This window comes from Thioalkalivibrio halophilus (assembly GCF_001995255.1).
Taxonomy (GTDB): Bacteria; Pseudomonadota; Gammaproteobacteria; order Ectothiorhodospirales; family Ectothiorhodospiraceae; genus Thioalkalivibrio; species Thioalkalivibrio halophilus.
Window position 1 is genome coordinate 27,738 of record NZ_MUZR01000022.1, and the last position, 13,721, is coordinate 41,458.

A 13,721-nucleotide genomic window follows, 5' to 3' on the forward strand; every position below is an offset into this window, starting at 1 on the left:
CGAACGGACGGCTTCAGGCGAGACTGACCGGATCCACGTCGAGCGCGATGCGCACCTCGCGCGGCAGGGTCAGCCCCTCCCAGGCCCGGCGCGCCTGGTGCAGGGTCGCGTGCAGGGCACGGCGGTCGCCGGACTGCACCAGGATCTGCTCGCGGTAGCGCCGGTTCACGCGGTGGCGCGGGGCCGGGGCGGGACCCAGGACGCGCACGCCGGACGCGGCCGCGCGGCGCAGTGGCGTGGCCACCTCCCCGGCGCGGGTCTCCGCGGTGTTCGCGTCCTCGGCCTCCACCCGCACCAGGGCCAGATGACCGAATGGCGGGAAGCCGCTCTCCGCGCGTTCGTCCAGCAGGGGACGCACCATGGCGGTGTAGTCCGCGGCGTCCAGACCGCGGATCAGCGGATGCTCCGGGTGCCCGGTCTGCAGCAGCACCCGTCCGCCGGCTTCGCCGCGTCCGGCGCGCCCGGCGGCCTGCACGATCAGCTGCAGGGTGTGTTCGGCGGCGCGCAGGTCCACCGAGTACAGGCCCTGGTCCACGTCGATCACGCCCACCAGGCCCACGCGCGGGAAGTCGTGGCCCTTGGCCAGCATCTGGGTGCCGACCACGATCGCCGCGTCCAGCGAACGGATGCGCTCCAGGGCTTCCTCCAGCGCCCCCTTGTGGCGGATGCTGTCGCGGTCCAGGCGGATCAGCGGGGTCTGCGGGAAGTGCCGCGCCAGGGCCTGTTCCAGGCGCTGGGTACCCAGCCCCCGGCGGGCCAGTTCCGCCCCGCATTCCGGGCAGCGGTCGGGGACCGGTTCGTGGTGCCCGCACAGGTGGCAGACCGCCCGCGGGTTACCGGCGTGCACGGTGAGGCGGGCATCGCAGTGGCGGCAGTCGGCCACCCAGCCGCAGTGATCGCAGGCGAGCGTGCGGGCATAGCCGCGGCGGTTGAGCAGGACGAAGCATTGCTGACCGCCGGCGAGGGTGGCCTGCATGGCGTCCAGCAGCGGCGAGGTCAGCCCCTCGTCGGGGGTGTGGACCCGGGTGTCCACGGCCTCGATCCGCGGCGGGGCGGTGCCGTCGGGGCGGGTGCGGAGCGGGCAGTGGGTGTAGCGGCCCTGGCGGGCAGCCTGCAGGGTCTCCAGGGTCGGCGTGGCCGAGCCCAGCACCACCGGGATGGCCTCCAGCTGGCCGCGCTTGATCGCGAGGTCGCGGGCGTTGTAGCGAAAGCCGTCCTGCTGCTTGAACGCGGCGTCGTGCTCCTCGTCGACCACGATCAGGCCGGGTTCGGGCAGGGGCGTGAACAGCGCCGAACGGGTGCCCACCACCACCCGGGCCTCGCCGCGGGCCGCGCTGGCCCAGGCCCGCAGCCGTTCGCCCTCGGCCAGGCCGGAGTGCAGCAGCGCGACGCGACCGGGGAACCGCGCCTGAATGCGGGCCGCCAGCTGCGGGGTCAGGGCGATCTCGGGGATCAGCACCAGGACCTGCTCGCCACGCGCGACCACGCGTTCCGCCATGCGCAGGTAGACCTCGGTCTTCCCGGATCCGGTCACCCCCTCCAGCAGCAGGGGTCGGGCTTCGCCGGGCGTGAGCGCGTCCACCGCGGCCTGCTGTTCGGGGGTCAGCGGTCGCGCCGCCGCGCTATCGGCCTCCGGCGGGACGTCTGTCGGATGTTCCGGGGGGCGGCACTCCAGCCAGCCGCGTTCGGCGAGGCGTTCCAGCTCGCGCGGGGCGGGCCGGCGGCCGAGGATGCCGGCGAGGGTCGGACGATCGAGGCGACCGCCGGGGGCGCTGTCGGGGTCGGCCAGCGCCGCGACGATCGCGCGCTGGCGTTCGCCGCGTACGGCGCCGTCGGCCAGGGCGCGGTGTCCCTGCTCGGTCACCGCCCACAGCGGTTCGGGGGTGGCGGCTTCCGGGAGCGGCCGGCCGCGACGCAGGGCGGGTGGCAGGGCCCCCAGCACCACCTCGCCGATCGGGTGGTGGTAGTACCGGCCACCAAAGCCGAGCAGTTCACGCAGCGAGTCGGGGAGGATCGGGGTAGCGTCCAGCACTTCGCTGACCGCACGCAGACGCCCGGGGTCCATCTCGCTGGTGACCCCCGCTTCCATCACCACCCCGGTCAGGCGGGTGGGGCCGAACGGGACTCGCACGCGCATGCCGGGCCGCACGTCGCGATCCGGCGGCGAGCGATAGTCGAACAGGCGGTTCAGCGGGCGGTCGATGGCCACCCGGACGATGGACGGCGCGGATGCGGGGGTGTCGGGCATGGGGTCAGTGTACGCGACGTGGCCGCGCTTCCCGAGTCCGTGGGTGGGGCGAGGTTTTCCACAGAACCTGTGGATAACTCTGTGGAAGAAGCGGGGGGAAACTTCCTGAGCCCTTGTACTGTCGCGGATGATGACAGATTGGTCAAAAAATGGTCAGTACAATGAAAAGCCCGAAAACACAGTAATTTACCGTTTATATGTGAGCCTCTTTGAGCGCTGGTCCACGCAAGTGCCCCGTTGGCCCCGGGCGGAGGCGGCCCCTGCACGGGTTGTGTACAAGTTGCAAGCCCCGCAGGGCGTTCGGGCATAAAAAACCCGGCCACAGGGGGCCGGGTCTCCGGGTCCGTCCGGGGCGTCCCGGAGGAGCGGCGATGCCGCCCTCCGGTCGCGGGCTTCAGCCGAGCGCCTTGACGCTGGCCACCAGTTCCGCGGCGACCTTCTGGCCATCGCCGTACAGCATGCGGTTGTTCTCGGCATAGAACAGGTGGTTCTCGATGCCGGAGAAACCGGAACCGCGGCCGCGCTTGACGCAGATGACGTTGTGCGCCTCGTCGGCGTTGAGGATCGGCATGCCGTAGATCGGCGAGTCGGGGTTGGTCCGGGCCACCGGGTTCACCACGTCGTTCGCCCCGATCACCATCGCGACATCGGCGGTCTTGAACTCGTCGTTGATCTCGTCGAGGTCGTAGATGATGTCGTAGGGCACGCCGGCCTCGGCCAGCAGCACGTTCATGTGTCCGGGCATGCGGCCGGCCACCGGGTGGATCGCGAACTTCACGTCCACGCCGCGCTTCTGCAGCAGCTCGGTCAGCTCCCAGATCTTGTGCTGGGCCTGGGCCACGGCCATGCCGTAGCCGGGCACGATGATCACCTTGCTGGAATAGGCCATCATGATCCCGGCGTCGTTGGCCTGGATCTCTTTCATCGTGCCTTCGATCTCTTCTTCCGCGGCACTGGAGCCGCCACCGAACTGGCTGAACAGGATGTTCTTCAGCGGCCGGTTCATGGCCTTGGCCATCAGCTGCGTCAGCAGCGAGCCGGCCGCACCGACCACGATACCGGCGATCATCAGGGCCGGATTGTCCAGTACGATGCCCTTGAAGCCCACGGCGAGGCCGGTCAGCGCGTTGTACAGCGAGATCACCACCGGCATGTCGGCGCCGCCGATCGGCAGGGTCATCAGCACCCCGAAGGCCAGCGACAGGATGAAGAATGCCAGCAGCGTGCCGCCGCCGATCGTGCCGTCACCCAGCGCCATCACGAAGCCGAGGATGACCACCAGGGCGATGATTGCCAGGTTCAGTACCTGCTGCCCGGGGAAGTTCAGGGTCTTCTTCATCAGGCCCTGCAGCTTGGCGTAGGCCACCAGCGAGCCGGAGAACGCCACCGAACCGATGACCGAGCCGATCACCGCGATGGCCATACCCGTGGTGGTCACCGTCTCGGGCGTGGCCTGCAGCAGGTAGATCGCACCGATGCCGGCCGCGGCGCCGCCGCCCATGCCGTTGTACAGCGCGATCATCTGCGGCATGTCGGTCATCTGGACCTTCTTGCCGCTCCACCAGGCCAGCGCACCGCCGATGGCGATACCCAGAACGATCAGGGTGTAGTTCACGCCGCCGGAGATCTCCGGATGCGCGAAGGTCACGACGGTGGCCAGTACCATGCCGACGCCGGCCCAGATGATGCCGGGCCGCGCGGTGGTCGGCGACGACATCTGCTTGAGGCCGACGATGAACAGCACCGCCGCCACAAAGTAGGCGAGGTTGATGATCAGACTCATGCCTTGTCTCCCTTGTCGTCCTTGCTGGACTTGAACATCTCCAGCATGCGTTCGGTGACCACGTAGCCGCCGGCGGCGTTACCTGCGGCGAGGATGACGGCGATGAAGCCGATCGCCTGTTCCAGCGGCGTCTGGGCGTGACCCAGCGCGACCATGGTCCCGACCAGGACGATCCCGTGGACGAAGTTGGAACCGGACATCAGCGGGGTGTGCAGGATGACCGGGACCTTGGAGATCACCTCGTAGCCCGTGAAGGCCGCGAGCATGAAGATATAGAGTGCTACGAAACCTGAGATCTCGATCATGAGGAAGCTCCCTGGATGGCATCACGGGTGGCGGCATGCACGATCTCGCCGTCACGGGTGAGCACGCTCTGGGCGATGACCTCGTCCTCCCAGTCGGGGTTGAATTCCCCCTCGGGAAGCATCGGGGTCAGGAAATTCAGCAGGTTCTTGGCATACATCTCGGAGGCATGCAGCGGAACCTGCGACGGCACGTTGAGCGGGCCGTGGATGATCACGCCGTGCTGGGTGACGGTCTCGCCCGGCTGCGTCAGCACGCAGTTGCCACCGCCCTCGGAGGCCAGGTCGACGATCACCGCGCCGGATTTCATGCCCTTGACCATGTCCTCGGGCACCAGCTTCGGTGACTCGCGGCCCGGGATCGCCGCAGTGGTGATCAGCACGTCGGCCTGCGCGATGTACTCGCCCAGCGCGTCCTGCTGCTGCTTCTTTTCCTCGGCGGTCAGCTCGCGGGCGTAGCCGCCCTCGCCCTCGGCCGATACGCCCAGGTCGAGGAACTTCGCGCCCAGCGATTCCACCTGCTCCTTGGTCGCCGAGCGCACGTCGTAGGCTTCGACGATCGCGCCCAGGCGCCTGGCCGTGGCGATCGCCTGCAGCCCGGCCACGCCGGCGCCGATCACGATCACCCTGGCCGGGCGGATGGTGCCGGCCGCGGTGGTCAGCATCGGGAAGAACCGGCAGGCCAGGTCGGCGCCCTGGATGGCGCCCTTGTAGCCGACCACCGCCGCCTGCGAGGACAGCGCGTCCATGCTCTGCGCGCGCGAGATGCGCGGGATCAGCTCCATCGCAAAGCTCTGGATGCGCCGCTCCTGCATGGCCCGGACGACCTCGGGATGACGGTGGGCGTGGAACAGCCCCACCAGCGTCGAGCCTTCCGGCAGCCGGTTGACCTCTTCGACCGTGGGCGGCGCCACGCGGACCATGATGTCCGACTGTGAATAGGCGGCCTCGGTGTCCAGCAGGGTGGCGCCCTCATAGGCCGAATCGGGGAAACCGGCGGCTTCGCCGGCGCCCTTCTCGACCTGAACGCTCACGCCCAGCTGGCCGAATTTGCCGGTGACCAGCGGATCCAGTGCGACACGGCGTTCGCCGCTGGCACTCTCCTTGGGTACGGTTAGTCTGATTGCCATGCGCTTTCTCCCCGGGCCGTGCGTTCCCGCAATCCCGATGGCCCCAATGGCAAAGGGAGGCACGACCGCGCTCGCGGGTGGTGGAAAAACCGGATGCCGCGGGGCCGAAAGCGCCCCGCAGCGAAAAACGAGCCCGTGAGTGTAGCGGAATCGCCGTCCCGCATAAACCGCCGGCCCGGCGGCTCGGACATGCAAAAGGAAAGCCGCCGGGCCGCTTGCTGCACGGCGCCGGCGGCGGTCACGGCCCGCGCGGGGCCGTGCACGGCGAAGGCCGTTGCGGTCTAGTGGCTCATCACCGGCGTGTGGTGACCACCCGTGGTGACCCGGGTCAGCGAGTCCGGGGTTTCGGGGTCGATGAAATAGACGTCCTGGTCGGGTTCGATCAGGTCGCCCGAGGTTACGCTCAGCAGCCGATGGCTGCCGACTCCCAGGGGCGAGTGGGCCATCGTCACGGTTCGCACGTCCTGATCGAACGTCCCCAGGGTCACGGTGGTGTCCGGGTCATCCGGTGACACGGCCTTCAGGGTGGCCCCGGCGTGTTCCGTCATGGACGTGACGTCCGTCAGGAGGAAGACTGTGTCCAGACTGTCACCAGGTTCGGTCGCCAGGGGGTTGAGCGTCAGTCCGATCCACATCGCATCCTCGATGACTTCCACGTCCGATCCGTCCACCCGGCGGGCCACGGCCTCGTCGTCGGCGGTGTTGTAGAAGATCCAGTCTCCGGCCCGGCGCAGGATAGGCGGGCCGTTCGTGGGGAGGGGGGGGGTTGTAGGTTTCGTCGACAACGACGCTGTAATTGTCATTGCGGTCCAGGGTCACGATCCGTGTCTCGTCCGCGAATGTGTAGTCGTTGGTATCAAGCGGGAAGGTCCACGCGACATGGTCGGAGGTGGCCGTGACCCGGTAAAGGGCGCTAAAGAGGGGCGGGACGTCCACCGGGCCGAATTTGGACTCCGGGGCCGGGTTGTCGGCCGCAAGGTCCACTCGCCACAGTTGATCGTCATCGATGAAATAGAGGATGTCGCCGTCACGGGCATGCTCGTGCCCGGTCCGGTTGCCCGTGTGGACGTGTTCGTTGTCCTCGAAATAGAACCCCGTGCATTCGAGGTCGCCGGCAGTCCCGGGATCCTGATGGTGGTACACGCACAGCTGGCTGTCCACGATCACCGGATTCGGGCGTCCGGGGAACGTTACCTTGGTCGGCAGGCCCGTGGGGCCGGTTCCCAAAGACAGAACGTCTCCCTGCTGCTGCAGATCCGTGTCGAGGAACACGAGATCGCGGCCTTCGTCTACCGCGAGGAAGCCATCCAGGCTGCCGTCCTCGTTGTAAACCGGTTTGGTCGGATCACCGGGGAAGTCTTCCGGATCATCATTGGCATCGGCGTCGATCCTGGCAGCCTTCCAGTTGCCCTGGTCGGGGTTGTCCGGCTGGCTACACTCGGTGTCGTCCCCGACCTTGTAGAGAATGATCGAATCCTCCTCGTTGGCGAAATCCGCCGCGGGACTCCAGTTGCAGACGTATTCGTCGGCGGGGATGTCTTCCCCGGACATCTGCTGGCGGCCATCGGTGGAAGGGTCGGTGTCCGGGTCGGCGTCAACCTGATAGAGCTCCCCGGTGGTGGCCGAGTAAATGATGCGGCTGACCCGGCTTTCCACCAGGCCGGTATCACTTCCCGTCCATTGCCCTCCAATGAGTGCCAGGGGAGGGGCATGGTTCTGATCATCGAAGGGTGTCGCCGCCTGGTCATCGATGACCAGGCGGTTATTGGGGTCATCCGGGTGGATTGCCGACAGGGTGTTGTAGAAGAAGAGCCAGCTTCCCTGTGTGGCGACCTCTTCTTCTTCGGGCGGATCGTCGTCGACGGCGGGGTCACCGCCTCCGCCGCCGCCTCCCCCGCCGCAGCCGCTCAGGGCCATGGTGGCGCCCACACTGGCCAGAATCGCCTGAATGATCCATTGATTTCGTTGCATGACTGTTCCCTCCATCGTTTCACTGCGGCGGGCGGCCAACCGTCCGCTGGTTCGCATCCGGGGCCTCCCGAGTGGCGTTGCCCCCCCCCCGGTCGTCCAGGGGCAGTATCGGGGCCCGGTGTATTCAGGCTAGGGCGGCCAGCACGGTTTTCCCCCTCCGTTTGAAGGGGAAAATGGAGGTTTTTTCATACGGACCTGCGTCTGCCGGCAGGCGGGGCGACGGCTCGGGGCTGTATGGCCCCCTGCATCCGGAGGGGGCGGGGCGGATCGCGCAAAAGAAAAGGCCCGGAGCGCCGTCCTGGCGATCCGGGCCCGGGGATGGTGCCGTCCACCGGACGGCAAGCCCGCTAAGGGGTCAGTCTTCGTCAAAGCAGTCCGCGTAAGCGGGGGCAGTGTCTCGCTGTTCGGCGAGTTCATCTTCGAACTCGTCCCACGTCTGGTAGTCGCCGTTGATGTACAGGCCGCCCTCGACGAATTCGATGTGAGTTTCCACGCCCCCGTGAGAGACGTTTAGTTCACCTTCCCGCGGGAATTCTCCCGGTTCACTGAACACCTCTTTCAAGGTCTCGATTTCGACGACCTCATCGCCATTGTCCACGGAACCATTGCTCTCTACAGCAATTCCCGAGTCTCGCGGCGTGGACAGAATCTCCAGGTCGTAGGCGGCGGTGAAGTCGTAATCCTTGCCGTCGCAGAACGCGTGGGACTCGGTTTCGAAGTTCAGGATCTGCAGGGACGGGTCAGTAGTGGGGTCCGTGAAGTGGTTGGCGGTCACACCGTCCAGTCCGAATCCCGCTTCATAGACGAGTTCGCCTTCATCCTCGCTCTTCCAGAGAGAGACTCGTGTTTCCCATCCATCGTACGAGGCTTCGGTCAGGTGCTCGAAGCCTTCCCGTTCGCTATCCTCACCGACCAGAAGCTCCATGCTTCCGTTCAGGAATACTTCGGCCTCGAACCCGTCCTCCAGATCCTCCGGGCTGAATGTGCAGTTTTCGAACGTGAGCTTGATCGAGACGATTTCACCGTCTTCTTCTTTTTCCTCGATCGTCCCGTCGCCTTCTTCACAGGCGTCAACAAGGCCATCCACGCCGTCGTCGGAGTTGTCGCTGGTCGACAACGCGCCAGTGGTCCCTGTAGAGCTGTCTGTCTCCCCGTTGTCGCCGGTCAGGGACAGCCCCATGTCGCCACCCGCATAGCTCTCGTAGTCGATCACGGCGGCGACGGCAACGGCCGCGGCCTCGTCATCGGACAGCGAACTGGTCTCGGTTTCCGTGTCCCCGTCGTCGTCTCCATCCCCGCTGGACGATCCTCCACAGCCCGCCACCAGCGTCAGGGTGACGGCGGCCAGGCCGAGTTTCCAGAGTCGTGCGTCAACCTTGTCGGGATTCCACATGTTGTGTCCTTTCTCTTTTGGTTTCTGGTTCCGTTGGTGCCCCGGCGGAGCGGTCCGGGCTCGACGCACAGGGCAGGGTCGATGCCGCGATCGCATGGGGGGTATAACCCCGTTCATCTTGTGCTATTTGTGTGATGAACTTCACGGTTCTCCGGGGCGGGCGAAGTTCGCCACATCCCCGGATGCGAGACCAAATACCTTAACCCTGAAGGGGTTTTGTTTGTGGACGTGCAGGGCCGGACGACGGCGGGCCAGGGGGCGGCCGTGGTCACGCGGCGTTCATGCGGGACGTTGTATTGCGCGCTGGCGCCGTTTATTGTGCGAAGACGTGCCGAGGAAGCACCGGTTTGTTCACGGGCGCGGGTGTCGCCGGAACCGTGAGCCGCGTGAGGAAATCCGTGTTTCCTTGAGGGTGGGCGAGGTCATGTTACCGACCGAGCATCAGGTCCTGCGCACGGATGCCTCCGGGATGCCGCTGGAGTGGATCGGCCTGGAACAGGCCGTGCGGCTTTATTACTGCGAGCAGGTGGCCTACGCCTGCGGCCGGTCGCTTTATCGCGTTCGCGGCGGCATCAACGCGCGTTCCGGCCGCCAGTCCTCGGTGGAGGTCAACTCCATCATCGCCACCCACGGTACCCGCGCCCGCCAGGGTGATAACTACGTCCCCCCGCTCAACAATCCCACCCTGTTCCGGCGCGACGCCCACCTGTGTCTGTACTGCGGCCGCCATTTCCCCGCCCGCGAGCTCTCGCGCGATCATGTGACCCCGGTCAGCCAGCAGGGGCAGGACATGTGGAAGAACGTGGTCACCGCCTGCAAGCGCTGCAACAACCACAAGGCCGACCGCACGCCGGAACAGGCCGGCATGCAGCTGCTGGCGATCCCGTTCACCCCCACGCATGCCGAGTACATCTATCTGAAGGGGCGTCGGGTTCTGGCCGACCAGATGGAATTCCTGCAGGCCCATTTCCCGCGGACCAGCCCGCTGCGGGGACGTCTCGAGGGTGACGCGCTATCCTGATGCGTTCCGGTCGAACCTTTGACGGTGGCCGGGACTCCCATGCATCGCCGGATCCAGCCATTAAGGAACGTCATGAAGTACTTCGGAGAGTCGGATTACCGCCACGGTCAGGCGCGCGACGCCGGCGTGCTGCTCACCAACCTGGGGACCCCCGATGAACCCACCGCGCCGGCACTGCGGCGCTACCTCAAGCAGTTCCTGTGGGACCCGCGGGTGGTCGAGGTGCCACGGCCGATCTGGTGGCTGATCCTCAACGGGATCATCCTCAACGTGCGCCCGCGGCGCAGCGCGGCGAAATACGCCACCGTGTGGACCGACGAAGGTTCGCCGCTGCTGGCCATCGGGCGGCGCCAGACGGCGGGCGTGCGCGCGCGCCTGGCGGAGCAGACCGGCGAGGACGTGCCGGTGGCGCTGGGCATGCGTTACGGCAACCCGTCGATCGAGGAAGGGCTGGACGAGCTGCGGCGCCAGGGCGTGCGGCGGGTCGTGGTGCTGCCGCTGTATCCGCAGTATTCCGGTTCGACCACGGGCTCGACCTTTGACGCCGTGGCGGAGGTGCTGAAGGGCTGGCGCTGGGTGCCGGATCTGCAGTTCGTCGCCAGCTACGACGCCGAGGAGGGCTACATCCGGGCGCTGGCCAACAGCGTGCGTGAACACTGGGAGGAGCACGGGCAGCCCGATCGCCTGGTGATGTCGTTCCACGGCGTGCCGAAGCGCTATCTGCTCAACGGCGACCCCTACCACTGCCTGTGCCATGCCACCGGACACAAGCTGGCGCAGGCCCTGGGGCTCGAGGACGACCAGTGGCAGGTCACCTTCCAGTCGCGCTTCGGCCGCGAGGAGTGGCTGCAGCCCTACACTGACAAGACCATGGAGGCCCTGCCGGGGCAGGGCGTGCGTTCGGTGGACGTGATCTGCCCCGGTTTCTCCGCCGACTGCCTGGAGACCCTGGAGGAGATCGCCGACGAGAACCGCGAGATCTTCCTCGAGGCCGGCGGAGAGCGCTTCCATTACATCCCCGCGCTCAACGATCGCGACGACCATCTGCAGTTCCTGGCCGAACTCGCCGGGCGGCATCTGGCGCCGTGGCTGGGGGATCCGGACAATAGTCCCGAGCAGCGGGCCGCGGCCCGCGAGCGTGCCCTGGCGCTGGGTGCGGAGAACTGAACGGACCGGTGCCGCCACCGGCGTGACAGCAGGGGAGAGCAGGGCGGGATGGAGCCCCACGACGGACGCAACATCGAGATCGGCGCGGTCATCATCGGCGACGAGATCCTCAGCGGGAAGCGGCGCGATCGCCACCAGGCCAACCTCACCGCCGCGCTGGCGGAAAAGGGCCTGGAGCTGGCGTGGCTGCGCATCGTCGGGGATGATCCCGTGCGCCTGACGCGGAACTTCCGCGAGACCGCGGACACCGATGCCGAGGTGTTCAGCTTCGGCGGCATCGGCGCGACCCCCGATGACCGCACCCGCGCCTGTCTGGCCGAGGCCCTGGGTCTGTCGCTGCGGCCCCATCCCGAATTCATCGAGCTGCTGGAGCGGCGCTTCGGCGCCGAGGCCCGGCCGCATCGCGTGCGCATGGCCGACCTGCCGGAAGGGGCCGAACTGATCCCCAACCCGGTCAACGGCATCCCGGGCTTCTCCTGCGCCCGTCATCACTGCGTACCCGGCTTCCCCGACATGGCCGAGCCGATGATCCGCTGGGTACTGGACCAGCGCTTTCCGGGCCGCGATGCCTCCGCCGGCTCGGTGGAGGAGGGCCTGACGCTGGAGGGCGTGACCGAGAGCCGCCTGGTCCCGGTGCTGGAGGCCATGGAAGCGGCCTTCCCCGACCTGCGCATCTCCTGCCTGCCGCGCATGCGCGACGGGGCCCCGCAGGTGGAGCTGGGGCTGCGGGGGCCCGCGCCGCGCGTGACCGAGGCCCGCGCTGCCCTGCGGCGCCATCTGGTGGACGGCGGCTTCCTCGAGCATTGAGTTCGTCCGCCCGGACCGGTCCGCCGCCGGCAGGATGCGACGGTCGCGCCAAAATGCGCTAACTTGGGCCCCGAAATCAGGGGACCTGCCGATGAAGAACCTTTATCACGCCTGGCTGTCGGGGATCCGCAGCCGTCTCATTCTGCTCACCCTGCTCTCCATGATTCCGGTCGCCCTGGTGATCATCCACTCCGCCGTGGAGGCCCGGGATATCAATTCCCGTCAGGCGGTCGAGAACCTCGCCACCCTGGCCGCGGTGATCCGGGAGCGGGTGGAAGCGGGACACGAGGAACCGCTGGGGGCCGTGGAACACCTGACCGCGATGGACCGCGCCGCCGTGCGCACGCCCGTCGCCACGCTCTGGGACCCGGAAGGCCGGGTGCTCGCGCGTGCCCCCGACATCGCCGGGCCGGCCGGAGGCGACTCGGCCGAGGCGGACCTGCTGCGTGAAGTGCGGACGCAGGGCGGTCATGCCGGGACCCTGGAGAGCGCGGGTCTGGATGGCGTGACTCGCGGCTACGCCTACACCGTCTTCGGCAGCGATGATGAGCGCCGGATCGTGACCGTCGGCCTGTCCACCGACGTGCTGTTTTCCGAAGTGGATGCCCTGTTCCAGCGCACACTGCTGCTTCTGGGGGCCGTGTTTCTGTTCGCACTGGGCATCGCCTGGCTGCTCGGCGAGGTGGCCGTGCGACGTCCGGTGGGGCGGCTGGCCAGCGCCGCGCGGCAGATCTCGGACGGGCGGCTGAACGTGCGGGTGGGGGATATCCACGGGGCCAGCGAGCTGACCACGCTGGCGGGGGCCTTCGATCGTATGGTGGAGAACCTGGAGCAATACGAGCAGGAACAGGAGGCCACCCAGCAGAAGCTCAGCCGCTCCCGTGACGAGCTGGAGGAGAAGGTGCGCGAGCGCACCGACCAGCTGGCCCGCGCCAGTGACGCGGCGACCGAGCGCGCCGCGAGCCTCGAGCGCCAGCGCAAGGAAATGACCGTCCTCAACGAGCTGACCGATCTGCTGCAGTCCTGCCGCACCCTCGATGAAACCCGTGCGATCATCCAGCGTTCCCTGGGCGAACTGTTCGCCGGGCTGTCCGGTACGGTCTATCTGTTCAGCGAAGACGGGCACTCGCTGGAGCGCATCACCGGCTGGGGCGAGTATCACGAGGAACACCCCGACACCTTTGCGCCGGACGACTGCTGGGCCCTGCGGCTCGGCCGGACCTGGGTCTATGATCCGGAGGCCCGCAACCCCGCCTGCCGACATGACGGCAATTCGGAGATCGGCTCCATCTGCGCCCCCATGCATGCCGAAGGCAAGACGCTGGGGGTCCTGCACGTGGCGGGCGGGGCGCACGGGGTTTCCCCGGGCGAAAGCGCGGGTGAAAACGAACGCCTGGTGGACGCCACCGCGGCGCGTCTGGGGCTGGCGCTGTCCAACATCCGCCTGCGCGAGGCCCTGCGCAACCTGACCATCCGTGATCCGCTGACCGGCCTGTACAACCGGCGTTTCGTCGACGAGACGCTCGAGCCCGAGGTGGAACGCTGCCGGCGGGCCGAACGGCCGCTGTCGGTGCTGATGCTGGACGTCGACCACTTCAAGCAGTTCAACGACACCTACGGCCACGATGCCGGTGACGTGGTGCTGGTGGCGGTCGCCCATCTGCTGCAGAAGCTGTTCATCGGGGCCGAGCTGCCCTGCCGGCTGGGCGGGGAGGAGTTCCTGGTCATTCTGCCGGAGGCGGACGGCGACCGGGCCCGCGACCGCGCCGAGGAACTGCGCGAGGCCATCGCCGAACTCGCCCTGTTCCACCAGGGGCGCAGCCTGGGCACCGTCACCACCTCCGTCGGAGTGGCCACCTGGCCGGAGCCCGTGAGCGAACCCGATGCCCTGATCGACGC

11 protein-coding genes are annotated in these 13,721 nt (G+C 67.6%); 4 read left to right on the forward strand and 7 right to left on the reverse strand.

Annotated features, from left to right (window positions below; genetic code table 11):
• Nucleotides 1-13 precede the first annotated feature (13 nt).
• From B1A74_RS07195 to B1A74_RS07225, 7 genes are all read right to left on the reverse strand, one after another.
• A complete protein-coding gene (locus B1A74_RS07195; RefSeq protein WP_077244212.1) occupies nucleotides 14-2,248 on the reverse strand; it encodes a primosomal protein N' in 2,235 nt (744 codons plus the stop codon).
• 394 nt (nucleotides 2,249-2,642) lie between these two features.
• Complete coding sequence (locus B1A74_RS07200) at nucleotides 2,643-4,031, reverse strand: NAD(P)(+) transhydrogenase (Re/Si-specific) subunit beta (protein ID WP_018946751.1); 1,389 nt, start codon at nucleotides 4,029-4,031, stop codon at nucleotides 2,643-2,645.
• Nucleotides 4,028-4,336, reverse strand: coding sequence for an NAD(P) transhydrogenase subunit alpha part 2 (locus tag B1A74_RS07205; RefSeq protein ID WP_018935870.1), 309 nt, complete (start codon nucleotides 4,334-4,336; stop codon nucleotides 4,028-4,030). Before B1A74_RS07205 ends, B1A74_RS07200 begins: the two co-directional genes overlap by 4 nt.
• Complete coding sequence (locus B1A74_RS07210) at nucleotides 4,333-5,463, reverse strand: NAD(P) transhydrogenase subunit alpha (RefSeq protein WP_018946752.1); 1,131 nt, start codon at nucleotides 5,461-5,463, stop codon at nucleotides 4,333-4,335. Before B1A74_RS07210 ends, B1A74_RS07205 begins: the two co-directional genes overlap by 4 nt.
• Before the next feature lie 281 nt (nucleotides 5,464-5,744).
• Nucleotides 5,745-6,119: a hypothetical protein gene (locus B1A74_RS07215; RefSeq protein WP_143592241.1), complete on the reverse strand. Its 375-nt coding sequence runs from the start codon at nucleotides 6,117-6,119 to the stop codon at nucleotides 5,745-5,747.
• Nucleotides 6,052-7,491, reverse strand: coding sequence for a hypothetical protein (locus B1A74_RS07220; protein WP_143592242.1), 1,440 nt, complete (start codon nucleotides 7,489-7,491; stop codon nucleotides 6,052-6,054). The genes B1A74_RS07215 and B1A74_RS07220 overlap by 68 nt, the downstream gene beginning before the upstream one ends.
• 298 nt (nucleotides 7,492-7,789) lie before the next feature.
• Entirely contained in the window at nucleotides 7,790-8,827 is a 1,038-nt protein-coding gene (locus tag B1A74_RS07225; protein ID WP_077244215.1) for a hypothetical protein, read from the reverse strand.
• Between the two features lie 424 nt (nucleotides 8,828-9,251).
• On the opposite strand from B1A74_RS07225, the gene B1A74_RS07230 reads away from it, so the two are divergent.
• The 4 genes from B1A74_RS07230 to B1A74_RS07245 all read left to right on the forward strand — a co-directional run.
• Nucleotides 9,252-9,848: an HNH endonuclease gene (locus B1A74_RS07230; RefSeq protein ID WP_077244216.1), complete on the forward strand. Its 597-nt coding sequence runs from the start codon at nucleotides 9,252-9,254 to the stop codon at nucleotides 9,846-9,848.
• A 72-nt stretch (nucleotides 9,849-9,920) separates the two neighbouring features.
• Nucleotides 9,921-11,015: a ferrochelatase gene (gene hemH / locus B1A74_RS07235; RefSeq protein ID WP_018946754.1), complete on the forward strand. Its 1,095-nt coding sequence runs from the start codon at nucleotides 9,921-9,923 to the stop codon at nucleotides 11,013-11,015.
• A gap of 48 nt (nucleotides 11,016-11,063) precedes the next feature.
• On the forward strand, nucleotides 11,064-11,822 hold the full coding sequence (locus B1A74_RS07240) for a competence/damage-inducible protein A (RefSeq protein ID WP_018946755.1): 759 nt from the start codon (nucleotides 11,064-11,066) through the stop codon (nucleotides 11,820-11,822).
• Nucleotides 11,823-11,913: 91 nt separating this feature from the next.
• Nucleotides 11,914-13,721: diguanylate cyclase (locus B1A74_RS07245; RefSeq protein ID WP_077244217.1), on the forward strand; the 1,808-nt coding region annotated here is incomplete at its 3' end.